The sequence below is a fragment of the Bacillus sp. JCM 19034 genome, assembly GCF_001310635.1.
GTDB lineage: Bacteria > Bacillota > Bacilli > Bacillales > Bacillaceae_D > Halalkalibacter.
In genome coordinates this window covers 90,220-112,398 of record NZ_BAXR01000001.1, presented here as the reverse complement: position 1 = coordinate 112,398, position 22,179 = coordinate 90,220, and the positions used below count along the sequence as shown (strand labels likewise).

At 37.7% G+C, this 22,179-nt stretch carries 24 protein-coding genes, 3 pseudogenes and 1 other annotated feature; of the genes and pseudogenes, 12 read left to right on the top strand and 15 right to left on the bottom strand.

Features of this window, described 5'->3' with window-relative positions:
* Positions 1-335: 335 nt before the first annotated feature.
* The gene (locus JCM19034_RS00650) at positions 336-1,115 is read right to left on the bottom strand and encodes an SDR family oxidoreductase (protein WP_197276316.1); all 780 of its coding nucleotides are present in this window, start codon (positions 1,113-1,115) and stop codon (positions 336-338) included.
* 105 nt (positions 1,116-1,220) lie between these two features.
* Positions 1,221-1,428 (top strand) — a binding site (T-box leader).
* Positions 1,429-1,491: 63 nt separating this feature from the next.
* On the opposite strand from JCM19034_RS00650, the gene proB reads away from it, so the two are divergent.
* The 4 genes and pseudogenes from proB (at position 1,492) to JCM19034_RS24415 (ending at position 4,673) form a co-directional block, all read left to right on the top strand.
* Entirely contained in the window at positions 1,492-2,616 is a 1,125-nt protein-coding gene (proB, locus tag JCM19034_RS00645; RefSeq protein WP_062046464.1) for a glutamate 5-kinase, read from the top strand.
* Positions 2,613-3,856: pseudogene (locus JCM19034_RS00640) on the top strand (glutamate-5-semialdehyde dehydrogenase). Before proB ends, JCM19034_RS00640 begins: the two are co-directional and overlap by 4 nt.
* The gene (locus tag JCM19034_RS00635) at positions 3,853-4,494 is read left to right on the top strand and encodes a pyrroline-5-carboxylate reductase family protein (RefSeq protein WP_370621763.1); all 642 of its coding nucleotides are present in this window, start codon (positions 3,853-3,855) and stop codon (positions 4,492-4,494) included. Before JCM19034_RS00640 ends, JCM19034_RS00635 begins: the two are co-directional and overlap by 4 nt.
* Positions 4,422-4,673: a pyrroline-5-carboxylate reductase family protein gene (locus JCM19034_RS24415; protein WP_370621762.1), complete on the top strand. Its 252-nt coding sequence runs from the start codon at positions 4,422-4,424 to the stop codon at positions 4,671-4,673. Before JCM19034_RS00635 ends, JCM19034_RS24415 begins: the two co-directional genes overlap by 73 nt.
* A gap of 49 nt (positions 4,674-4,722) precedes the next feature.
* Here JCM19034_RS24415 and JCM19034_RS00630 read toward each other — a convergent pair whose 3' ends face one another.
* A complete protein-coding gene (locus JCM19034_RS00630) occupies positions 4,723-4,932 on the bottom strand; it encodes a hypothetical protein (RefSeq protein WP_062046462.1) in 210 nt (69 codons plus the stop codon).
* Positions 4,933-5,075: 143 nt separating this feature from the next.
* Here JCM19034_RS00630 and JCM19034_RS00625 point away from each other — a divergent pair.
* Positions 5,076-5,893: pseudogene (locus JCM19034_RS00625) on the top strand (ion transporter).
* Between the two features lie 71 nt (positions 5,894-5,964).
* Here JCM19034_RS00625 and JCM19034_RS00620 read toward each other — a convergent pair.
* Together JCM19034_RS00620 and JCM19034_RS00615 are read right to left on the bottom strand one after the other, a co-directional pair.
* Positions 5,965-7,342, bottom strand: a pseudogene (locus JCM19034_RS00620) (aspartate kinase).
* A 205-nt stretch (positions 7,343-7,547) separates the two neighbouring features.
* Entirely contained in the window at positions 7,548-7,844 is a 297-nt protein-coding gene (locus tag JCM19034_RS00615) for a hypothetical protein (protein WP_231686747.1), read from the bottom strand.
* A gap of 231 nt (positions 7,845-8,075) precedes the next feature.
* Here JCM19034_RS00615 and folE2 point away from each other — a divergent pair, with 231 nt between their 5' ends.
* Positions 8,076-8,957 (top strand): GTP cyclohydrolase FolE2, encoded by an 882-nt coding sequence (gene folE2, locus JCM19034_RS00610; protein ID WP_062046460.1) that lies wholly within the window; start codon positions 8,076-8,078, stop codon positions 8,955-8,957.
* A 58-nt stretch (positions 8,958-9,015) separates the two neighbouring features.
* On the opposite strand, the gene JCM19034_RS00605 is transcribed toward folE2, so the two are convergent.
* Genes JCM19034_RS00605 through cobA form a run of 4 tightly spaced genes read right to left on the bottom strand, consistent with a single transcriptional unit; the run spans position 9,016 to position 11,947 of the window.
* A complete protein-coding gene (locus tag JCM19034_RS00605) occupies positions 9,016-9,657 on the bottom strand; it encodes a bifunctional precorrin-2 dehydrogenase/sirohydrochlorin ferrochelatase (protein ID WP_062046459.1) in 642 nt (213 codons plus the stop codon).
* Positions 9,658-9,659: 2 nt separating this feature from the next.
* Positions 9,660-10,478, bottom strand: a complete 819-nt coding sequence (locus tag JCM19034_RS00600) for a sirohydrochlorin chelatase (protein WP_062046456.1) — start codon at positions 10,476-10,478, stop codon at positions 9,660-9,662.
* 25 nt (positions 10,479-10,503) lie between these two features.
* Positions 10,504-10,731 carry a hypothetical protein gene (locus JCM19034_RS22610; RefSeq protein WP_231686746.1) on the bottom strand — a complete coding sequence of 76 codons (228 nt, stop codon included), beginning with the start codon at positions 10,729-10,731 and terminating at the stop codon, positions 10,504-10,506.
* On the bottom strand, positions 10,715-11,947 hold the full coding sequence (gene cobA, locus JCM19034_RS00595) for a uroporphyrinogen-III C-methyltransferase (RefSeq protein WP_231686745.1): 1,233 nt from the start codon (positions 11,945-11,947) through the stop codon (positions 10,715-10,717). Before cobA ends, JCM19034_RS22610 begins: the two co-directional genes overlap by 17 nt.
* A gap of 245 nt (positions 11,948-12,192) precedes the next feature.
* On the opposite strand from cobA, the gene JCM19034_RS00590 reads away from it, so the two are divergent.
* From JCM19034_RS00590 to JCM19034_RS00575, 5 genes are all read left to right on the top strand, one after another.
* A complete protein-coding gene (locus tag JCM19034_RS00590) occupies positions 12,193-12,501 on the top strand; it encodes a MerR family transcriptional regulator (protein ID WP_035343743.1) in 309 nt (102 codons plus the stop codon).
* Positions 12,502-12,680: 179 nt separating this feature from the next.
* Positions 12,681-12,854, top strand: a complete 174-nt coding sequence (locus JCM19034_RS24410) for a divergent polysaccharide deacetylase family protein (protein WP_156323832.1) — start codon at positions 12,681-12,683, stop codon at positions 12,852-12,854.
* 120 nt (positions 12,855-12,974) lie between these two features.
* Complete coding sequence (locus JCM19034_RS24405; RefSeq protein WP_370621761.1) at positions 12,975-13,298, top strand: hypothetical protein; 324 nt, start codon at positions 12,975-12,977, stop codon at positions 13,296-13,298.
* A gap of 34 nt (positions 13,299-13,332) precedes the next feature.
* The gene (locus tag JCM19034_RS24400; RefSeq protein ID WP_370621760.1) at positions 13,333-13,554 is read left to right on the top strand and encodes a GNAT family N-acetyltransferase; all 222 of its coding nucleotides are present in this window, start codon (positions 13,333-13,335) and stop codon (positions 13,552-13,554) included.
* Positions 13,539-15,338 carry a S8 family peptidase gene (locus tag JCM19034_RS00575; RefSeq protein WP_062046453.1) on the top strand — a complete coding sequence of 600 codons (1,800 nt, stop codon included), beginning with the start codon at positions 13,539-13,541 and terminating at the stop codon, positions 15,336-15,338. The genes JCM19034_RS24400 and JCM19034_RS00575 overlap by 16 nt, the downstream gene beginning before the upstream one ends.
* Before the next feature lie 159 nt (positions 15,339-15,497).
* On the opposite strand, the gene cysC is transcribed toward JCM19034_RS00575, so the two are convergent.
* The 6 genes from cysC to JCM19034_RS00545 form a co-directional block, all read right to left on the bottom strand.
* Positions 15,498-16,097, bottom strand: a complete 600-nt coding sequence (gene cysC, locus JCM19034_RS00570) for an adenylyl-sulfate kinase (RefSeq protein WP_062046451.1) — start codon at positions 16,095-16,097, stop codon at positions 15,498-15,500.
* Between the two features lie 34 nt (positions 16,098-16,131).
* Positions 16,132-17,211 (bottom strand): inorganic phosphate transporter, encoded by a 1,080-nt coding sequence (locus JCM19034_RS00565; RefSeq protein ID WP_062046449.1) that lies wholly within the window; start codon positions 17,209-17,211, stop codon positions 16,132-16,134.
* A 19-nt stretch (positions 17,212-17,230) separates the two neighbouring features.
* Positions 17,231-18,376, bottom strand: coding sequence for a sulfate adenylyltransferase (gene sat / locus JCM19034_RS00560; RefSeq protein ID WP_062046447.1), 1,146 nt, complete (start codon positions 18,374-18,376; stop codon positions 17,231-17,233).
* A gap of 17 nt (positions 18,377-18,393) precedes the next feature.
* Entirely contained in the window at positions 18,394-19,116 is a 723-nt protein-coding gene (locus JCM19034_RS00555; protein ID WP_062046445.1) for a phosphoadenylyl-sulfate reductase, read from the bottom strand.
* 218 nt (positions 19,117-19,334) lie between these two features.
* A complete protein-coding gene (locus JCM19034_RS00550; RefSeq protein ID WP_062046443.1) occupies positions 19,335-20,105 on the bottom strand; it encodes a DUF4097 family beta strand repeat-containing protein in 771 nt (256 codons plus the stop codon).
* A 76-nt stretch (positions 20,106-20,181) separates the two neighbouring features.
* Positions 20,182-20,433 (bottom strand): hypothetical protein, encoded by a 252-nt coding sequence (locus JCM19034_RS00545; protein ID WP_062046441.1) that lies wholly within the window; start codon positions 20,431-20,433, stop codon positions 20,182-20,184.
* A 121-nt stretch (positions 20,434-20,554) separates the two neighbouring features.
* Between JCM19034_RS00545 and namA the strand changes: the two genes are divergently transcribed.
* Entirely contained in the window at positions 20,555-21,571 is a 1,017-nt protein-coding gene (namA, locus tag JCM19034_RS00540) for an NADPH dehydrogenase NamA (RefSeq protein WP_062046439.1), read from the top strand.
* A gap of 63 nt (positions 21,572-21,634) precedes the next feature.
* Here namA and JCM19034_RS00535 read toward each other — a convergent pair whose 3' ends face one another.
* Entirely contained in the window at positions 21,635-22,072 is a 438-nt protein-coding gene (locus JCM19034_RS00535; RefSeq protein WP_062046437.1) for a YaaR family protein, read from the bottom strand.
* Between the last annotated feature and the right edge of the window lie 107 nt (positions 22,073-22,179).

Genomic DNA, 22,179 nt, shown 5'->3' with positions numbered 1-22,179 from the left:
AAAAACACACACTCGCTATAAGAAAAGCAAATGTGTGGTGAAAATAGGAATTGCCTAGAAAAGTCCACATCCATTCATATATGAATGGTTTATCAAATCAATTCCATTTTATTTTAAGGATGAAAAAGTTCCTTGTCAATCCCATAAATGAACACATCATCATTAGGGAATGCTATTTAAAAGATATAATGAACATTACCCAAACTTACTCAAATAATGAATATAGGATCGTCTCTTTCAAACGATTAATGAATGCTGAACATGAAGATTCGGAAGTCCTTATCGATATTATCCATGATGTCGCCTACACATTTATTACTCATCATGATGAGTAACTATTTCTGCCTTAATTTTTTGCCCGCAATCCTTTCGACTAATGCTGGAAACACTTGATACATAGTAGAGCCTAAGCCCATCCAGTATGGAAGATTTAACTCCCTTTTTGGCTTTTCAATTAATTGGATGACTTTCTTTGCTACTGTATGAGATTGTAACATCCATTTCTCGACATTTTTTGCGTAAGAGCCTTGTTCATCAGCTCGTGTGAAGAAATCCGTTTGAATTGGTCCAGGGTTAACAGCACTAACAAGTATATGATGCGGTTCTAGCTCCATTCTTAAACTATTCGTAAAACCTATTACAGCGTGCTTTGAAGCAGAATATACACTTGCTTTTGGGGTTGCTAATTTTCCTGCTTGTGAGGCAATATTAATAATATGTCCACCATTTTTCTTTATCATATGTGGTACGATCAACTTTGTAAGAGCCATCAATCCAATAACGTTTACATTAAACATATCCTTCATCACTTCAATGTTAACGTCTACTAAATGTTCAAATATGCCAAAGCCAGCATTATTAATTAATACATCAATATGTCCTACTTCTATCATAATGGACTGAATTTCACTTATTAGTTGATCAATATTACTCATGTCAAGTTGAAAACTAAAAGCATCTCCACCAGCTTCTTTTATTTTCTGTTCAACTTCACGTAATTTATCTATACGTCGTGCCAGTAATACGACAGTTGCTCCTTTTTTCCCAGCTTCTAAGGCCATATCTTTACCTAACCCACTTGAAGCTCCAGTTATCCAAATGACTTTACCTTTCATTTCCAACCCCTCCTACTCTTTTGACAGATGTTCTTATGTAAAACCTAACGAAAGTCTGTTGACGATTAACTTCACTCTCTCTTATAATAATAACTAATACAATACGAAATAGCGACGATAGGGATTAGTAAATGTTGATTATGTGTAAAGAGAGTGACTTCATCGGCTGAAAGAGTCATCACCTCTAATCAAATTGAACCTGCCCTTGAGCTAGTCTTCTTTAAGACCGTTTTCCCCACGTTACGGGTTAAGGGGACATTCAATTGAATGTCAATAAAGGTGGTACCGCGGATGCAGTTCGTTCGTCCTTTTAAAAAGGATGGAGGAGCTTTTTTTATTTTTCGGCTACTACAAAGTAGGAATGAGGAGATGAATTATGAGCCGTCAACGACTTGTTGTCAAAATCGGTAGCAGCTCTTTAACAACTAAGCAAGGCACATTAAGTATGGAAAAAGTCTCTCTTTTTGTCAAAGCAATTGCGAAATTAAAAGCAGATGGACATGAAGTTATTATGATTTCATCAGGTGCTGTGGCGGCTGGCTTCGGTGCTATCGGCTATCCAACTCGTCCAGTCACCATTCAAGGGAAGCAAGCTGCTGCTGCTGTAGGCCAAGGCTTACTTATGCAAGCTTATATCGAACAATTTAAAAAATTCAGTCTTACCCCTGCCCAGCTCTTGCTAACACGTCAAGATTTCGCCGATCAAACACGCTACGCAAACGCATATTCAACATTAACTGAATTATTAAAGCGTGGTGCAATTCCAATCATCAATGAAAATGATTCCATTTCAATTGAAGAATTAACATTTGGTGATAATGACATGCTTTCTGCACTCGTTAGTGGTCTCATTCATGCCCGCACATTGTGCTTGATGACTGATGTAAATGGCTTGTACGATGCAAACCCACAAAAGGATCCGAACGCAAAAAAAATACATTTTATCCCGCAGCTAACGGATGACCTAATGGACAAAGCGGGTGAATCTGGCTCCAAGGTTGGAACTGGTGGAATGAAATCGAAAGTTAGTGCGGCCAAAACGGCTCTTTCGCTCGGTGTTAATGTCTTTATCGGCAAAGGGAATTACACAGATATGTTCTTGGATATTCTTGCTGGGAAAGGAGACGGTACGTATATTGGATCATTTGCTCATGAAACTGTTATGCCAACGACAAAACAATGGATAGCCTTACATTCAACTATCACTGCCTATCTTATCGTTGATCGTGGTGCTGAAAAAGCTCTAGTATCCCGTGGAAAAAGTCTCCTACCAGTAGGTATTAAACATGTAAAGGGATCCTTTAACAAAGGTGACGTGATCGGTGTTCTTAATGAGGACAATGTGATGATTGGTAAAGGGAAAGCAACGATGACTTACGAAGAATTAATTCGTTATCAGCAGTCGCAAAATGACGCTTCTAGCCAAAGAAAACAAAAACAACCTGTAGTAATCCATCGTAATGAATGGGTTCCAGAAGAAAAGGAGAAGATGAAGCAATGAATGAATTAGTAACAAAAGCAAAAAAAGCAAAGAATTGTGCTCGTATACTTGCCACGAAAACGACTAAAGAAAAGAATGATGCCTTAATAATCATGGCAGAAGCTCTTCTTAATGAAAAGGAATACCTCATAACAGAAAATGAAAAGGATTTAGAAGTCGCTCGCCAAAATGGAACTAGTGCAAGTCTAATTGATCGATTAACGCTTACTGTAGAGAGGCTCGAAGATATGGCTGAAGGGTTAAGACAAGTAACTGAGTTACCAGATCCAGTTGGTGAATTGCTAACAAATTTCAAGCGACCAAATGGTTTATCAATTGACAAAATTAGAGTACCGTTAGGCGTTATTGGCATGATTTATGAAGCTCGCCCTAATGTAACTATTGACGCATCAAGCCTGTGCTTAAAATCGGGTAATGCCGTCCTTTTACGCGGAAGCTCTTCAGCTATCCACTCTAATATCGCTCTCGTTAACGTTGTACAACAAGCCCTTAAACAAACTTCTATTCCAGTGGATGCGATTCAATTATTGGAGGATACAAGCCGTAAAACCGCCAATGAAATGTTTAAATTAAATCAGTATTTAGATGTCCTTATCCCTCGTGGTGGAGCTACTCTCATTCAATCAGTTGTCAATAATTCTAGTATTCCTGTGCTAGAAACAGGTGTTGGAAATTGCCACGTATACATTGATGATACCGCAGACGTAGACATGGCAATCGAGATTGCAGTTAATGCGAAAACTCAGCGTCCGTCAGTATGTAATGCAGCTGAGACGATTCTCGTTCACCAAAATTGGGCGGATAAGCATTTCAAGGAGCTTTTAGATGCATTAGCCGAAAAAAAGGTATCCTTTGTTGGTGATCAAGCATCGAGAAATCTTGATGCCCGTATTGATGAAGCAAGCGAAACAGACTGGGTTGATGAATTTCTTGATTTAAAAGTAGCTGTTAAAATTGTTGACTCACTTGAGTCGGCGATTGAACACATTTATCAATATGGAACAAAACACTCTGAAGCGATTATTAGCGAGAACGATCAAAATGTTGCAACGTTCTTCAATGAAGTTGATGCTGCTGCCGTTTATCATAACGCATCTACCCGTTTTACAGATGGATTTGAATTTGGCTTTGGAGCTGAGATTGGTATAAGTACACAAAAGCTCCATGCTCGTGGCCTATGGGACTTGAAGCATTAACATCAACAAAATATATTGTTAAGGGAAATGGTCAGGTGAAATGATGAAGACAATGGATCAAACGATAACATTTTTAGGGGCCGGGGCAATGGCCGAAGCAATCTTTGCAGGTCTTATTTCAGAAGGTATTGTGAATGCAGAGCAAATTATTGCAACCAACTTTCGTAATCATCGTAAACTTGAACAGCTAACTCAAACATATGGCATACGAACAACAACTGATCGAGCTGATGCAGTGCGGCAAGCGGATATTGTTATATTAGCTATGAAACCGAAACAACTCAAAGAAGCGATTGCAGAAATTAAAGAAGCGTTTCATTCTTCACAACTGCTCGTCTCCGTTTTAGCAGGTGTTTCAACTAAAACAATTGAAGAACAATTTTCGTTCCATGCAAAGGTTATACGCACGATGCCAAACACATCAGCAAAAATTGGTGAATCCGCTACAGCGATTGCAAAAGGAATTTATGCGAACGACACTGATACATCAATTGCTTCCGAATTGTTTTCAGCAGTTGGGACCGTTTCTATCGTTAACGAAGATAAAATTGATTCTATCACAGGGATTGCTGGAAGTGGTCCTGCTTACTTTTTTATTTTGCAGAAGCGATGGAAGAAGCGGCAGTTGAAGCTGGTCTTTTACGTGAAGAAGCAAAGGAGTTTATTGCACAAACGATTATAGGTGTAGGAAAACGACTGCAAACAACCAGCCAATCACCAAAAGAATTATATGAAGAAGTTATGAGCCCAAATGGTGCAACGGAAGCCGGGATTAACGTACTGCGCTCTTACGATGGTCAAGAGGTTATGAAGAAAGCTGTAGCTCAAGCAATTAAACGGTCTAAGGAGCTAGGTCAATAAACATTTCTATCGAAAGACGGCATAAATATTCGCTGTCTTTCTCTTTTTATTATTGAACTTTATTTAATGGTGCGATTGACAATAAACGGTCCAAACGAAACATCCTTGTTTTCTTCCGTTCAAAACAATAAGCAATGAAATGTGACTCATTATACGATTTAACTTTTATTTTTCGTTGCGATAGGTTACCATTTTCTGCTTGATAAATGATTTCTAAAACAAGTCCGTCTTGCTTACTAGTTTCAAGCATATAACGCATACATATCCACCCCTTTGTTTTTCTATAATTAATATATACGAACAAACATTCGGTGTCAATCAAAAAACTATTATGAAATCCTTTTTTGTAACAGTACTTTTTAGTAAAATGAAGATAGCTTGTTTTGGAGGAGAAGCCATACTATGACAGAATCAATAACTTTTTCGAAGTCACCTTTCATTCGAAGTATCCAAAAAATTGTCTTTCATAAAGCCTTTACTAACACTATTATTCTATTAATAATGATTAATGCGATTATTGTTGGCTTAGAAACGTATCCTAATTTATATGAATCATATAAAAACTGGTTTTTATAGCCGATTATATTTTGTTATGGATATTTACGATTGAAATTGCCATGCGGTTTATCGCCACAAAACCGACATGGACTTTCTTTAAAAGCAGTTGGAATTGGTTTGATTTCTTAATAGTTGCAGCAGGTCATATCTTTGCTGGCGCACATTTTGTAACAGTTTTACGTATATTACGTGTTTTGCGTGTATTACGTGCGATCTCCATTATTCCATCATTGCGTAAGCTCGTAGATGCATTAGTGATGACAATACCTGCACTAGGAAACATTATGATTTTAATGAGTATCATTTTTTACATATTTGCTGTCATAGGAACGATGCTTTTTGCAGGGGTTGCTCCAGAATACTTCGGGAATCTCGAATTATCATTACTTACCCTCTTTCAAGTTGTAACACTTGAATCATGGGCTAGCGGCGTCATGCGTCCAATTTTCGCCGAAATTCCTTGGTCCTGGTTGTATTTCGTTGTCTTTATTTTAGTCGGTACCTTTATAATCTTTAACCTGTTTATTGGCGTCATTGTTGGAAATGTTGAGAAGGCAAATAAAGCTGAAGAGGAAGATAGTGTAAAAAAGGAATTATCAGAAGTAAAAAAAGAACTTTCCGAAGTCAAATTGCTACTTAAAACCATGAATGAGAATAAATAAAGAAGATCTATGCTGCTCCATATGCAAACAGGTCTGTCCAATAAGTATTCTACAGCTTATTGGACAGACCTTTATAATCTTCTATTCAATTGAGCTATCTGCTCCACCAAAAACTCTTGGTACAACTCACGTACTGCACGATCCGTATCCTTTGAATGAATCCCTAACACTAAGCTAACTTCTGAAGAACCTTGGTTAATCATTTCTATGTTCACATTGGCTCGTGCTAATGCGGCTGTTGCTCTTGCTGCAACTCCTACTGTATTATGCATCCCTTCCCCAACGATCATGACCATAGAGAAATTACGTTCAATATTAACATCATCTACATATAACTCACGTTGGATGCGTTCAATAATGCGTCTCTCAATTTCATCCGTTAATTGATGCTGACGTAAAACGACTGATGTATCATCAATTCCTGAAGGTATATGCTCATAGGACAACCCTTCATCTTCAAGAATTTGTAATAGCTTACGTCCAAAACCGACTTCACGGTTCATTAAATATTTACGAACATAAATGGTCGCAAAACCTTCGTCTGCTGCAATTCCGATAACAGGACTCAAGAAGTATTCACGCTCAGCTATAATCATCGTTCCTGATGAAGCTGGATTGTTCGTGTTCTTAACACAAACCGGGATTCGATTACGGAATGCCGGGATTAATGCTTCATCATGAAAGACAGAAAAACCAGCATAAGATAATTCCCGCATTTCACGATAAGTCATTTTTTTAATTTTCACCGGGTTATCCACTACGTTTGGATTAGCTGCAAAGACTGAATCAACGTCTGTAAAGTTTTCGTATAAATCAGCTTTTGTTCCTGCAGCTACAATCGAACCCGTGATATCGGATCCCCCTCTTGGGAACGTTACGAGTGTCCCTTCCTTCGAATAACCGAAAAATCCAGGAAATACAATAATCTCGTTTGTTTCACGTAACTTAGCCAGGTGCTCAAAAGTTTCAGGCAATACTTGGGCATTTCCAGGCTCATCACTAACTAGCAGCCCTGCATCTTGAGGATTTACATAGCTTGCTTTTAATCCAATACGTTGGAAATAATCAGCAATTAATTTTGCGTTATTATCTTCACCACTAGCTTTAATTAAGTCCATTAATGAATCAGGACGATTACGGTCAAATGTTAGTCTTTCTCGTAAATCCGCTTCAATCGTCGCAACAATCGCTTTGCCAAGCTCTAATCCTTCAGCTATATCTTCGTATCTTGCTACAACAGCTTGAAGTTCAGCTTCCGCTTCACCTTTTTCTAAAAGCTTCTCCTAAAGCAATTAACAAATCCGTTACTTTCGTATCGTCACTTGAACGCTTCCCTGGTGCCGACACGACAATTACTTTACGTTCAGAGTCATCAGCAACAATCGCTGCTACTTTCTTAATTTGTTCAGCGCTCGCAACCGATGTTCCTCCAAATTTTGCAACTTTCATCGTTTATCTCCAGCTCCCTTATATTTCTTCTCTCTATATTACATTTATAAGTTTTTAGAACATTCTCAATATATCATAAACATCTTTCTTTAGCAAAAGGCATTCCACACGTTTAATGCCAGTTTTCTCGCATTTATACATCTCACAAAGAATCACTTTCCGGCATCCTTCATATAATCTTAATTCATCTACAAAGCTCATGTATTCACTCAAATATTGCAAGCAATATCGGCTTTCGAACGCCTGCAAAAGAAGTAGTTGTACAGCTTGACTCACTATCGTATTCTAGCTCAAGTGCACGTTCATACGTTGTTTCCTCTAAATTATTCGTTAACTCAGCTTGCTCAAAGCATTCAGGGGCACTATAAACCTGTAACGTATGATCAACAATTGTCCTAGTATCAGTAGATGGATGAACAGTTATCGGTACAACAAAGCCGAGTAACAGTAGAATTCCCGCTAAACTAATAAATACCCATGTTCCTTTTTTCAATTCATTCACGTACCTTTCTCTATTAAACTTGAAACAGCTTGTTTCTTCATTACTTTGTAGTGTAATATGATGATTAGAGCCTGTAAACTTTGGCCAATTAATTAAGCATATTTATTTCACAATCTAGGCAAGTATGGTAGGATAAAATTTGACCTTATTGAATGGTTATCATACGTTAAATAGGTTGAAAAGCGTCCAAATGAATATATCTAATGTTATGATACAGGAGTTGATAATATCATGAAGCAATTACCACCAAAGGCAGAGCGTCACCGTCATTTTGGTTCTGTTGACCCAATTGTCGGTACAAAGCCTACAGAAAAAGATAAGATGCCTGACCTTCAAAATAAACCAGCTGATTTTTATTTTCCAATTCAACAAGTCGGTATTTCTGATGTGAAATATCCTGTTATGATTGAATCGGATTTACCACCGACTACTCAAACAACAACAGCAACATTTGCGATGACAACAAGTCTTGGTCAAGACTATAAAGGTATTAATATGAGTCGTTTAACAGAACAATTACACCTTTATTTTCAGTCGCATTTATTATCGCTTGAAACGTTAAGAGAATTTACAGCTATATTAGCAAGAGAAATGAAACAAAAAGCTGCTGATGTTGAGGTACAATTCCCATGGTTTTTCACAAAGAAAAGTCCTTCAATGGAAAAAGAAGGGATGGCTCATGCTGATATCACCTTTAACGTACACTTCGATGAGGACGCAGGCTATACGACTGAAATCACATTAAAAGCTGCTGTCACAACGCTTTGCCCTTGTTCTAAAGAAATTAGCGAATACAGTGCTCATAACCAACGCAGTTTTGTAACGATGAGCGTTTCTGTCGACGAACAGGCTGACATTGATTGGAAAGCTGTTTTGTTAGAGGCTGCTGAAAGTAATGCTAGCTCGATATTATATCCAGTTTTAAAAAGACCTGACGAAAAAGCAGTCACTGAGCGAGCGTATGAAAACCCTCGTTTTGTTGAAGACCTTATCCGTCTTGTTGCATCTGATTTATATGAGCATGAGCATATTCTATCTTTTGACATTGAATGTCGAAACGAAGAATCGATTCATCAGCATGACGCAATTGCTCGACTATCCTTTAAAAAATAACACACTATGTAGGTACTAAAAGAGCTATCTGGCTCTTATAGTACCCTATTTCCTATGCCTAACCTTTATTTTTGCTTTCTTCAGCCTTTACCCTCTCTATCAAAGCTTCAACATAGCCTAGACGATCCGGCATTTGCAATATTTCTTCCGCAGCGACTATATGCAATATTTTTTTACGGGTTGTTGATGAAAGTTCCATCTCTTTAAGACGTGTTCGAACATTTTGCAAAAAATCCAAATCTTCTTCAATTTGATCATGCAGGACATCCTCTATCTTACTTTTCATTCGCTTCGCATAAATCGGACTACTCCCATTTGTAGATAATGAAATGGTCAAATTTCCTCGTGTGATCGTTGTTGGAAAATGGATATCACTTACATTTTGATCGGATGCGACATACATAAGCTGATAAGGTGCTTTCATGTCATACAACTGTTTGTTTAACTCCTTATCAGATGTAACAAGTAAGACAAGATCTGCTGCAAAGCTTCTCGGTTTTTCAATTTTTTCTCTAACCCATTTAACATGATCCATAATAACCAACTGCTTTAATTCATCATCAATCGTTGGTGAATAGATCGTGATTTGCTTTATTTGAGCAGAAAGTAACTTCTTAACATGTCTAACAGCCACATGACCACCGCCGACAATAACTGCATGTTTATTCGTTAATGATAAAAAAATAGGTAAACGTTGCATGATTACGCCTCATTTGCAAACGCTAATCGAAATTGGCATGTATCGCAATTCACTTGTACTTCTCTATCCAACACTTCAGCCGCACGGCGTGCAAGCACGCTAATTAGCTGATCATCAAAACCTAAATAATCACATAAAATGAATGTACAGTCAGTTGTATTTGACTCTAGTTTTTTTTGCAAGCTTTCCATTAACACGCCAGTAAATAATAAATAAGGTACAACATAAACAGTTTTATGCTCAAACCGTTGTACACGTTGAAGCCCTTCATCGACATTTGGACGTGCAGCTGCAAGAAAGCAAACCTCTACCTCCGAAACTGGCGTATACTCCCATACTAATCTTGCTATTTTCATTAAATCACTCGTATTATCAGGATCGCTACTCCCTCTTCCAACAAGTAATATTGATATTGGTTGACGCTCTTCATACTTCGGACGTCCATCAACTAGTGATAATCCTGCCGATTTTAATCGATCCTGAATAATCGTGACAACCGTTTGTTCAACGCCAATTGGTTTCCCGTACGTAAACGAAATATTTGGGTGCTTTTCTTTTATCCTATCAATTTCCGCTGGAATATCTACTTTTGCATGCCCTGCAGTGAGCAATAATACAGGAATAACAGCAATTTGTGTAGCTCCTTGTTCAATACAGGCAGTCACCCCTTCATCTATGGTCGGTTTAGCCAATTCTAAGAAACAACATTCCTGAATAGTTATATGCGGATGAGCTTTTTGAGCTTTTTTAACAAAAGCCATTAGCTCATCGTTTCCTGCTTGTACACGGCTCCCATGTCCAACATATAAAATTGCTTGCATATGATCACCTTCTTCCTCGCTTATTTTATGATTTTAGTACATCCATTAAGGCATTCAACGACGGTCTCTCTAATCGATGCTTAATTTCATACCCAAGTTGTTCAGCTGCTTTTTGTGTTTCCGGTCCAAAGCAAATGATATCAGCTAGCTTCGATAGCGTTGAAGGTGTTTCATTCAGCTCAGACAATTGCTCAGTCACAATTCGGACCGATTGTGCATTTGGAAAAACAATTGTATCAACGCCCCTCTTCAAGCAATCGGCGACATGTCATATTTGATGATGATACAATATTTACTGAATGAGAATTAAGATAATCGTGGTCCCCAAATCGCTGTTTTCGAGTATCTGTAACAGCAGATTCTGGACCAATGACAAGCCGAGAGCTGTTCTTCTTTAACTGATCGACTAAGAAGGCTTGACAGGCATATGATTGAATTCGTTTTTGTGATTTTACAGACCCTGCATAAAAAGTCGCTTTAATGAGACGAATATCTATTTTCCTACGAGCTAAATTTTCAAAAAACCAATCAACACTCGACGGTGATTGAAATATAATTTGTTTATACTTCTCATATGAAATAGGCAGATCATTTTCTAAAAACGTCGTTTGTAATCGTGGATACTCAAAGACGTCAGCGCCTAAATCCCTTAATTTACTTGCAATCTCACTATGCTCACTTGATGAGCGTGCAAATAAAATTTGTTTACTGAAAAGTGGTTGTGCCTCAAACCAACTTTTTCCCGTTCGCAATTTCGTAACATCTCCAACAAGGGTAATAGCCGGATTTGTCAATTTTTCTTTCGCAACCTTGTCGACAATAGATTCTAATGTCCCTTTCAATACCCGCTGCTTACCAATTGTTCCCCATTGAACGAGCATAACTGGAGTATTAGGGTTACGTCCGTTTTTTGTTAATTGTTCACAAATGTGCGGTAAATTTTTTACACCCATATAAAAGGCAATTGTATCAATTCCTGTCGCTAATGCTTGCCAATCAATTAACGGTTGTCCATTCGGTGATTGATCATGTCCTGTTACAATAGCAAAAGACGCCCCGAATTCGCGATGGGTAACCGGAACACCAGCATAGGTAGACGCCCCTATCCCAGCAGTGATTCCAGGAACAATCTCATAGCGAATCCCTGCATTCTCTAACTCAGCAGCTTCCTCACCAACGCGCCCAAATACACTAGGGTCTCCTCCTTTTAAACGAACAACTACTTTCCCTTGCTCTGCATATGATACAAGCAAGTCCTGGATCGCTTCTTGTCTAAGAGTATGCCGGTCAGGTAATTTCCCACAATAAACAAGTTCACAATCAGGCTTAGTAAACTCGAGTAATAACGGATTCACAAGTCGGTCGTATAATACAACATCAGCTATCTTTAAGCTTTGCATACCTTTCATTGTCATTAACCGTATATCACCAGGTCCTGCACCGACTAAATATACATATCCCTCACTCATCCTTTACGCCCCTCATTCTAGTCCAAGTAATTTTATCTATTTAATCAATTATAGTATAGACAACCGTCTTACTCAATGAACTTACCTAGAACATATTTATATTTTCTTACTTTATATTGTATAAAACCAATTGACAATAAAAAATGTCAGATTATCTGACATAGGTTGTCATAGCAACTTAAAAATTATGCTACTATATAAGAAAAGATTAGACATTCAAGCAGAAAAGTTGTGGGGTGGGAAGGATGTCATCATCGTATAAAGATAAAAAGGTCATCACAATTGGAGTAGTGAGCGAACTAACAGGATTATCTGAGCGAAAAATACGATATTATGAAGAAAGGAAACTTGTATACCCTGAGCGAACAAAAGGTGGTACAAGAAAATATTCCTTTTTAGATGTGGAACGGTTAGTTGATATCGCAAATAAAATGGAAGATGGAATGCAGACGTTTGAAATTAGACGTATGGAACAGAAGCAATTAAAAAAGAAGGAAGTGCGAGAACGTATGTTAAGAGGTCAGTTAAACGCAGCCTTCAAAATGCGAAAATAATCAGAAGAATTTTCTTAATTTTTCGATTACAGAATACGATATTCATTAGAAAGACATTTAGAGTTGTGCAGGTAGCACAACTCTTTTTTGACCTTCTCATATTTAATAGTCATTATGTTAACACTACATGTAGCGTACCTTCCAAAAATCTCGTCATTGTGATTGTCGAGGATGTAGATATGCTGAGAACGATTCTTGAGGTTGTAAAACAACACAACTTATATTTTTTCGATAGTGGAACAAGTTCAAAATCAGTTATCCCAAAAATAGCAGAAGAAATGGATATACCTTTTTCTACCCGTGACGTATTTTTAGACGATACATTCTCTTCCAAATGTAGGGATAAAAGATGAAGAAACTTATGCTGGCATTGTCGAAACATTACCTCTTTTAAAGAAAAAGGAAGTGACTATCGTCCCGATGTCTAATTTACTTAAGTCGAAAATTGATAAAGATCACAAAGGAGAATGTCAATGATATCTAGAAGTGACAGCTACTTAATCGACGAATTTAAAGCTAAGGACGGAAGCTCTGTTTGCATAAGACCTGCTACAATAGATGACGCTCACGATATCGTTACATCTGTAGAGAGTATTATTAAGAAGGGAACATATTTGCAAAAGGAACGAATAAGAACTGTTAAGGAAGAACAAGATTTTATCGGTGAGATGCAACGTAGTGGCAATATGTATGCGGTTATTGAATTTAATGGTACAGCCAGGGGAATTGCACGAGTTATTCGTGGTGAATTACAAATGAAGAGGCACACTGGAATGTTTTCGAACGTGGCTTTTTGACGAGGCTCAAGGAAAAGGAATCGGCAGTCATATTATGAATTATACATTAAAGTGGTGTAGCAACCAGCGATTGCACAAACTATGTTTAACTGTTTTTTCGACAAATGAAGTTGCTGTTAAACTTTATAAAAAAGCCGGTTTTATTATTGAAGGCATTCAAAAAGAACAAGCATATTTCCAAGGGCAATATGCTGATGAAATATGGATGGCCTACTTCTTTCATAAAGGAGATGAAATGTCTTGTCGAGATATTTAAAAGCAATCATTTTATTTGCTGTAATTGGAATTGGCTTCTGGATCATTCAACAAATCTTTGTAACTGAACGCCCTTTTTCTGTTCAAGATATTACGATAGAAAAACAAATTGAACAAAGGACACTTGATCACTTATTAGCAGAAGACTTATCATTGTCAACGTCGATTTTTATTAACCAATTATCAGAACAGCTTCACCGCTGGTCCGAACAAGATTTCTCAGATCAAACATTATTTCAAAAGTTTAAAGATGAGTTATCTGAACACCCCCATTATCAAAGCTTTGCTATTATCGAAGATGGTAAACCGACGATAACATCCGGGTCTTTAAAAAATATAGACGTTGATAAATTAACACATAAACATCAAAAGAATCTCTATTCTGACCCTTATAAAGTTAATGACAACTATTATATGCTGATCGGTGAACGGCTCTCTGATGACCGCATCGTGATCGGAGAAGCTAATCTATCCTTTATAAAAGAATATATGCAAGATTTAGCTTCCGTCGCCGATACAAATGGTTCTTTTTTCGTTTCTGGCAACAATCCTGATGTAAAATGGGAGACAACAGAGGATCTTCCGGAAGATTTACGATCTGAAACGATACCTGAATTAGGATGGCAAATTTATGTTCATTCAGATCGAAACGAAAACGAAATGGAAAGAGAGTATATCGAGCATCAAGCAGTTATTAAATTCCGTGACAATGAAACGGCATCAATTTGGTTTTCAGACAACCCTGATATCAACATTATTGAAAATAAAAATCCATTATTTTTAATTGAATCTAAACAGGAAGAAACGATCGAATTGATTAATCGCTTACGAGATGATCGGCAATTAGCTATAGTTGAGCCCAATTATACGTTATCTAAGCAAGTAAGTATGCCAGTAGCTTCTGTAAAACCTTTAGAAAGTGTTAAGCCTAACGATGAGTTTTTTCAGCCTTATCAATGGAATTTAAACCAGATAGAAGTTGAACAAGGCTGGAATATAGCCAATGGGGAGCAAGTAACAATTGCTATTATAGATACTGGTGTTGATCCAAAACACGCGGACCTTGAAGGGAAATTAGTTCATGGATACAATGCATTGGATGATAGTGACAACTTTGCTGACACACATGGTCATGGTACACATGTCGCAGGGATTGCAGCAGCGTTAACAAATAATGTAACCGGGATTGCTGGGGTTTCTTGGGAAAGCTTCATTATTCCTATTAAAGTACTAAACGATAAGGGTGAAGGTTCCTCTTATGAGGTTGCAAAAGGAATCTACTGGGCGGTGGATCATGGAGCTGATGTCATTAATATGAGCCTCGGCGACTATCATTCATCTGATTTACTGTATGATGCTGTACGTTACGCTTACGAGCAAGATGTTGTTTTAATTGCTGCCTCTGGTAATGATAATGTTCAAGATCCGATGTATCCTGCTCGTTATCCTGAGGTGCTCACAGTCGCGGCTGTTAACGAAGAGCGAAATCGAGCCTTTTTCTCAAATTTTGGTGATCATATTGATGTCGCAGCACCGGGAGAACATATCCCAAGTACGTTTCCAAATAATCATTACGTCGTCATGTCAGGTACTTCTATGGCGTCACCGCACGTTGCTGGTTTAGCTGCGTTAATTCGGTCTAACAATCCAAGTTTGAAAAACGATGATATTTATCGTATTATTACGAGCACTGCAACGGATTTAGGGATTGACGGGTTTGATCCTTATTATGGATTTGGTGAGATTGATGTACTCTCCGCCCTTCGTGCTGCACATGAACAATAATTGTTTATAGGTTAAAACAGATATGACAGGAAATCTGAATGATGACTTAAAATAAGTAAATATTGATAACACTTCTGTGCTAATGATGCAGTGTATCATTATACCAGAACTGCACTCCAATTGTTATGCTCTAACAATAGAAGTGCAGTTCTTGTTTCGCTATAATATATTTTTTTCTTTCAAATAAGAAAGAATCTTATCAACTGATTGTTCAACAGTCATTTGATCCGAATCAATGATTAATTCAGGGGACTCTGGCTCTTCATATGGTGAACTAATCCCTGTGAATGAAGGGATTTCACCAGCACGAGCCTTTTTATATAATCCTTTAGGGTCACGTTGTTCACAAGCTTCTAACGAACAGCGAACATACACTTCGATAAACTCCCCATCCTCTACTAATTCGCGTACACGATTTCGGTCTTCCTTAAATGGAGAAATAAAAGCTGTACATACAATCGTACCAGCATCTACGAATAATTTCGCAACTTCTCCAATTCGGCGGATGTTTTCTTTGCGATCATCATCGCTAAATCCTAATCCTTTATTTAATCCGTGTCGGACATTATCGCCATCTAAAATATAGCTAGATTTTCCTTCACGAAAAAGTTGCTGTTCTAACGCATTTGCTAACGTTGATTTTCCCGCACCTGATAACCCAGTAAACCATAAAATACAGCTCTTATGACCGTTTCGATTTTGACGTTCTTCCTTTTTAATCGTTGTATCATGCCAAACAATATTTTGATTTTCTCCCAATTTGTTCACACCTTTTCATCAACAGTTCCAATTATTATATGCCAGCACCATCATCATAGGTCATTCGTCGTTCTTTCCGAACAGTTTTATATAAGCTAAATGAACCAACTGTTGCGATTAATACACTTAAAAGAACAGCTAAAGAATAATAATCACCTTGTTTAAATAGCAGTATGAGACCATATGATAATACGAGTGAAAATAGTGGCGATACAATCCAAACTTTAATAATTTGCTTTAAAATACTTTTTTGCCAAAGACGAAATCCACCTTCAAGTGTACCAATACCAATGATGGCTGATGTTGTTACTTGTGTCAAAGGAACAGGTAAGCCGAAGATTGACGCTATAATGACGAGTGAGCCGCCTGTTAAGGACACAGTACTCCCTTGAAGTAAACTAAGCTTCGTAATTCTCTTTCCATTCGTTTCAAGCACCTTTCCCCCTAGAAAAATAGCACCTAATGCTACAAAAAATCCCCCTAGAAGGATCGCAAATTGAATATCAATAAGACCAGCTCCAACAAGTGGGCCTATTGCATTTGCCACATTGTTCATACCTGCAGCAAAAGCCTCCATACAAGCACTTACGATTAAAAGAATTGCTAAAGGTTTGCGCCACTTTCCTTCACCTTTTAATGCCGGGTGTTTATTTTCAAGTATTTTCACGAAATACCCAAACACAAAAGCTAAAAAGAAAGCCACAACAGGTACAATCACCCAAAACGAAACGATGACAAGTAATGAATCAAAAAACAGTGCTTGATAAGCAATCCCTGCACCTACAATAGCTCCCACAATCACTTCACTTGTCGATAATGGAATACCTAGTAAGTTAGCAATAAAAAGTGACAGACAAGCCGCAGCTAGTATAATTATAACGATTTCAACATCAACAATTGACGTCGGTATAATTCCACTTCCTATTGTCCGAACAACCTCATCGCCCGATAACGCACCTAAAAAAGCAAATATCCCAACGAGCAGCATTGCTATTCGTTTGTTCGGTATGGCTCCACTGCCATAAGCAGGTCCCATTGCCGCTGCTGTTCCACTTGCGCCGATATTCATTGCGAAAAAACACGCAATTACAATTGCGACAATGGTTAACGACATAAAACTTCTTCCCTTCTATTTAAGCATGGACTTTCTTTTGCATGCCTCTTATTAATACTTCCACAACTTCCTTTCTACTAAATTCTGGAGGTGGTGTAAGACCATCAGCAAGCATTTGACGCACCTTTGTCCCAGATAAAATAACATGATGCTCTTTCCCATGAGGGCACGTTTTCGTTGATGCCATATTTCCACACGCCTTACAGTAAAAACTATGCTCAAAGAAAAGTGGCTCAATGGTAAGCTCTCCTTTTTCAAATTCAGAGAAAATTAACTGAGCATCATACGTTCCATAATAGTCACCAACGCCAGCATGGTCACGGCCAACGATGAAATGGGTACACCCAAAGTTTTGACGGACGATTGCATGGAAAACCGCTTCACGAGGTCCTGCATATCTCATTGCAGCTGGGAAAACAGCTAAAAATACACGATCTTTCGGATAATATTTATCTAGCAAGACTTCATAGCTTTCCATACGAACATCTGCAGGGATATCATCTGCTTTCGTCTCACCAACTAATGGGTTCAAAAATAGTCCGTCAACAATTTCCAATGCAGACTTTTGAATATATTCATGGGCCCGATGAACTGGATTGCGTGTTTGGAAACCAACAATTCGTTTCCATCCAAGCTCTGCAAATTTAGCTCTTGTTTCTTTTGGATCTAAATAATACTCATTAAAACGATCACGCTTTACACGCTTTGTTAAAATAATTGGTCCAGCAACATAATAATCATGGCGATCAAACAGCTTTTTAACCCCTGGATGGGCCAAATCCGCTGTTCGATAAACATTTTCTGCTTCTATCGTTTTATTCGGTTCAAAAACCTCTTCAACGGTGATTACACCATATACTTCCCCATTAAAAGTCAGCTTTACCTCTTCACCTGCTTGCAGAGAAGCGGCAACCTCCTTCTCAACAGGTAACGTAATTGGAATGCTCCATACCGTTCCATCAGCTAATCTCATGTTCTTTACAACACTTTCATAATCCGCTTTATTCAAAAATCCTGTTATAGGACTAAAAGCTCCAACACCAATTAACTCTAAATCGGAGAGTGCAAATGAATCTAATTGAATTTCTTTCGTCAAAGGAGAAACATCATATTCTGGTTCAAATCGTTGAATTAATGCTCCTCCGTGTGCTTTAATTGTTGTCATGGTTGAATTCCCCCTTATTATATACCACTACTATTAACATGGAGACCACATTCTGTTTTCGCAGAATTAGCCCATCTCCCACTTCTAGGATCCTCCCCTTCTGCGACTGGCTTTGTACAATACTCACAACCAATGCTAGGGTATCTCTTATCATGTAATTCATTATACGGAAGATTGTGAAGGCGAATATACATCCAAATTTCATCTTCGGTCCAATGAATTAATGGACAAACTTTAATTGATTGAAAACGATGGTCTTGATTAACAAATTGTGTATTTGCCCTTGTTGGTGATTGCTCACGGCGTAATCCTGAAAACCATGCATCAAATTTATTCAGTTCACGCTGTAACGGTACAAGCTTACGAATTTGACAGCACGTATCTGGCTCAATTTCCCATAATTTAGGACCGTATTTTTCGTCTTGTTCTTCGGGAGTTAGTTCCGATTTCGCGAGCTCAATTTTTAATGCCGGATACTTTTCTTTAACTCGATCAATCAATTCATACGTTTCTTTAAAATGAAAATCAGTATCTAAAAAAACTATATGAGCATCTTTTTTGACTTTACTAATTAGATCAATCAATACCATTCCCTCAGCACCAAAGCTACAGGAATACACAAGTCGGTCACCAAATGTCTCATACGCCCATTTAATCACATCAAGTGTATCTTTATGTTCTAGTTCTGCATTAACCCTCTCATAATCATATTCCGATAATGATTCATACGTCCAAACCACCTGATTCCCCCCTCACACAATCAAATTCATTTAATTCCTATAAAAGAGATATGAATTATTTGTTTAATTGTATTCTATCTATTCAAAACTAGTTTGTCAATTAAGTTTATGCCTAAAATACAGATTGATTGAATAATTTAAATTAAATAAAAAAAGCAAATAAGCCCAAAAAGAACTTATACGTCCTTCTTAGACTTATTTCAATTAACTCTTCACTTTTATTCATTCGTTCTCGTAACTTCACCACTTACGTTTTCAATCTTCACTTCACCTTGTGCACTTTCAATAACCGTAACATCTCCATCTACAGTATCAATTGAAATCTCACCTGAGCCGTTTCGAACAGCAACCATTCCGGAGTAATTATCAATTTGAATAGCCCCTTTGCCGTTCGTAATGGATATTTGACCAGAAGAATTTGCTACAATTGTATCCCCTGTTGCATTATTTATACTAGTCTCACCTGTGACATTTTGTAATAAAACGTTACCTGCACCGTCCGTAACCGTGACATTCGCTTCAATATTTTCTAGTGTAACATTATCCGTACCGTGTTGAATGGCAATATCGGCTTGCAGGCCTTGTATATGCAAGTTACCTTCATTATGTTTTAGTTCCACTTGAATATGAGCAGGAATGGCAATGGCAAGATGAACATTTCCTTCTTCCGTTTCATTAGCTATACGCTTTACGGAGGTTTTAAGCAATGCTCCTTCATCGCTTTCTTCTAAAGAAAGAGAAAGATTACGTTCTAAAAAGCTTTTTGCTAATTCCTCATCGGTACTAATAGCTGAAAATGTCGCCTCCACTTCGATTAATGAAGCGTTTTCGTTAACAACTAGTGTGACGTCACCTTCGTCATGATCAATGACCAACTTTTCTATTTGACTTGCTTCAAGTTCTACATGTTGTTCTCGTTCGACTGTCTCTAAATTACAGCCGATTAATACGAATACAACTAATACTATGCTTAATGTGATTTGTTTCATTGTGTACTCCTCTCAAACCAATATCTATATCATTAAGTTTACAGTATGTCTATCATGAAGCAAATACGAAAAAACGTCATGATTGTGACAATTGACGTTTAAATGGAATGATTTGTGCAGGCGGCTTCTTTTGCAGAACATATTCTATTTTGAATCCTTGCTTTTTTCTCATCAAAAACGTTTTTTCTGTGATCGGTCGCGGTGTAGACCATTGCAACGATTCAAGACGTTGCCATGAATGATGAGTAATAATCTCTGATTTAAAATAATAACAATTGCCAGAAGGATATTGATGGCATATATACTTAACAGTCTTTTTCGTATGCATAAAAGCTCTACTCCTTTTTATAGTCATTGTTCCCAAATAACCGCAATCTTATCATTAGAGATCATAAACTAAACGTGCTACTATATTACATGCAACAAATTACATATGTGGAGGGACAATTATGGGAAGTAAGCTATTTTCACCTTATACAATTAAAGATGTTACGTTAAAAAACCGAATCGTTATGTCGCCGATGTGTATGTATTCTTCTGATACGAAAGATGGTACTGTTCGGCCATTCCATTTAAGCCATTATGAGTCAAGGGCAGTTGGCCAAGTTGGCCTTATTATGGTTGAGGCGACAGCTGTAACGCCAGCTGGCCGTATTTCAGATCAAGACCTTGGCATATGGGACGATCTCCATATCAAAGGGCACGAACAAATCGTCAACCGCGTTCACGAACACGACGCCAAAGCAGCTATTCAATTGGCACACGCCGGCAGGAAAGCAACAGTAGATGGGCCCATTTATGCACCATCAGCTATTGCCTTCGATCAAATAAAAACACCAACTGAATTAACAGAGCAAGAAATCAATGAAACAATTGTAGCCTTTACAAAAGGTGCACAACGAGCGAAAGAAGCTGGGTATGACATTATAGAAGTTCACGCGGCACATGGTTATTTAATTAACCAATTTTTATCACCTTTAACGAATAAACGAAAGGATCAATATGGTGGATCTTTAGAAAATCGTTTCGGTTTTCTTCGAACGATCATTGACAATATTCAAAACGTATGGGATGGACCAATATTCGTTCGTATATCAGCTGATGAATATTCAGAGGAAGGGAACTCATTAAACGATTTTGTAACACTATCAAAATGGCTAAAAGTTTTAGGTGTAGATTTGATAGATGTCAGTACAGGTGGGGTTATACCAAGTGGACCATCACAAACGTACCCTGGCTATCAAATTCGACATGCCGAAGCGATTCGTCATCAAGCACACATTCCAACAGGGGCGGTCGGTTTAATTACAAACGGGATTCAAGCTGAGGAAATCTTACAAAATGAACGAGCCGACTTAATTTTTATCGGTCGTGAGCTATTACGCAATCCATATTGGCCACGTAATGCTGCACAGGAGCTACATACATCAATAAAAGCCCCGGTGCAATATGAACGAGGTTGGTAAAAACAAAGAGGGATCGCTAAATGTAACGATCCCTCCCCTACAAATTACGTTATCTTCATTTCTTTACGCATAAATATTAACGAGCAAGCCTTTAATTTCTCCGACCATATTTAAAATCTCTAACCCTTTTTTTTGTTTATTTAAAACTGTATCCGTTAAATCTAATAGTTTTCGATCTACTTCCTTAACGATTTTATAAATTTTTGTTCGACCACGACGATTAAAGCCACGACGCTCTTCTAAACTAAGACCGAATTCGACTGCGTCTTCCATAAATTCTTTCACGAGTTTTTTATATTTACGTAGTTCATCAACCGTCCGTTTTTCCGCTAATACTTTTCCTTGATCATCGATTTTTTGCATGAAAGCCGATAATTTTTCATACGCTTTTTCATTACGTTGTTTTCCTATAACCTCTTTAAACGAAACACTCGCCTCAGGTCCCTTCGGCTTAAGATCAGCACGCTCTATGCTTGCTTTACCAACACGTTGTACATCCATAGTGATCTCACCACCTAATTTTCATTCTATTATTATATCAAATAATAACAACATTGCATCTAGTAAAAATAAAGGAACATCTCTAGAAATCATTCTAAGAGATGCCC

Bases quoted from the DNA above. Each gene is read 5' to 3' on its own strand.
- JCM19034_RS24410 (WP_156323832.1), top strand. From the start codon at position 12,681: ATGCTGAGAACGATTCTTGAGGTTGTAAAACAACACAACTTATATTTT.
- sat (WP_062046447.1), bottom strand. From the start codon at position 18,376: ATGACAACAATTAAAGCACACGGAGGAGCATTAATTCAACGATTTGAA.
- JCM19034_RS24415 (WP_370621762.1), top strand. From the start codon at position 4,422: ATGGAAGAAGCGGCAGTTGAAGCTGGTCTTTTACGTGAAGAAGCAAAG.
- JCM19034_RS24400 (WP_370621760.1), top strand. From the start codon at position 13,333: ATGAATTATACATTAAAGTGGTGTAGCAACCAGCGATTGCACAAACTA.
- JCM19034_RS00605 (WP_062046459.1), bottom strand. From the start codon at position 9,657: ATGCAACGTTTACCTATTTTTTTATCATTAACGAATAAACATGCAGTT.
- JCM19034_RS00550 (WP_062046443.1), bottom strand. From the start codon at position 20,105: ATGAAACAAATCACATTAAGCATAGTATTAGTTGTATTCGTATTAATC.
- JCM19034_RS00565 (WP_062046449.1), bottom strand. From the start codon at position 17,211: ATGTCGTTAACCATTGTCGCAATTGTAATTGCGTGTTTTTTCGCAATG.
- JCM19034_RS00630 (WP_062046462.1), bottom strand. From the start codon at position 4,932: ATGCGTTATATGCTTGAAACTAGTAAGCAAGACGGACTTGTTTTAGAA.
- namA (WP_062046439.1), top strand. From the start codon at position 20,555: ATGGGAAGTAAGCTATTTTCACCTTATACAATTAAAGATGTTACGTTA.
- proB (WP_062046464.1), top strand. From the start codon at position 1,492: ATGAGCCGTCAACGACTTGTTGTCAAAATCGGTAGCAGCTCTTTAACA.
- folE2 (WP_062046460.1), top strand. From the start codon at position 8,076: ATGAAGCAATTACCACCAAAGGCAGAGCGTCACCGTCATTTTGGTTCT.
- JCM19034_RS00545 (WP_062046441.1), bottom strand. From the start codon at position 20,433: ATGCATACGAAAAAGACTGTTAAGTATATATGCCATCAATATCCTTCT.
- JCM19034_RS24405 (WP_370621761.1), top strand. From the start codon at position 12,975: ATGATATCTAGAAGTGACAGCTACTTAATCGACGAATTTAAAGCTAAG.
- JCM19034_RS00600 (WP_062046456.1), bottom strand. From the start codon at position 10,478: ATGCAAGCAATTTTATATGTTGGACATGGGAGCCGTGTACAAGCAGGA.
- JCM19034_RS00650 (WP_197276316.1), bottom strand. From the start codon at position 1,115: ATGAAAGGTAAAGTCATTTGGATAACTGGAGCTTCAAGTGGGTTAGGT.
- JCM19034_RS00535 (WP_062046437.1), bottom strand. From the start codon at position 22,072: ATGGATGTACAACGTGTTGGTAAAGCAAGCATAGAGCGTGCTGATCTT.
- JCM19034_RS00635 (WP_370621763.1), top strand. From the start codon at position 3,853: ATGATGAAGACAATGGATCAAACGATAACATTTTTAGGGGCCGGGGCA.
- JCM19034_RS00590 (WP_035343743.1), top strand. From the start codon at position 12,193: ATGTCATCATCGTATAAAGATAAAAAGGTCATCACAATTGGAGTAGTG.
- cobA (WP_231686745.1), bottom strand. From the start codon at position 11,947: ATGAGTGAGGGATATGTATATTTAGTCGGTGCAGGACCTGGTGATATA.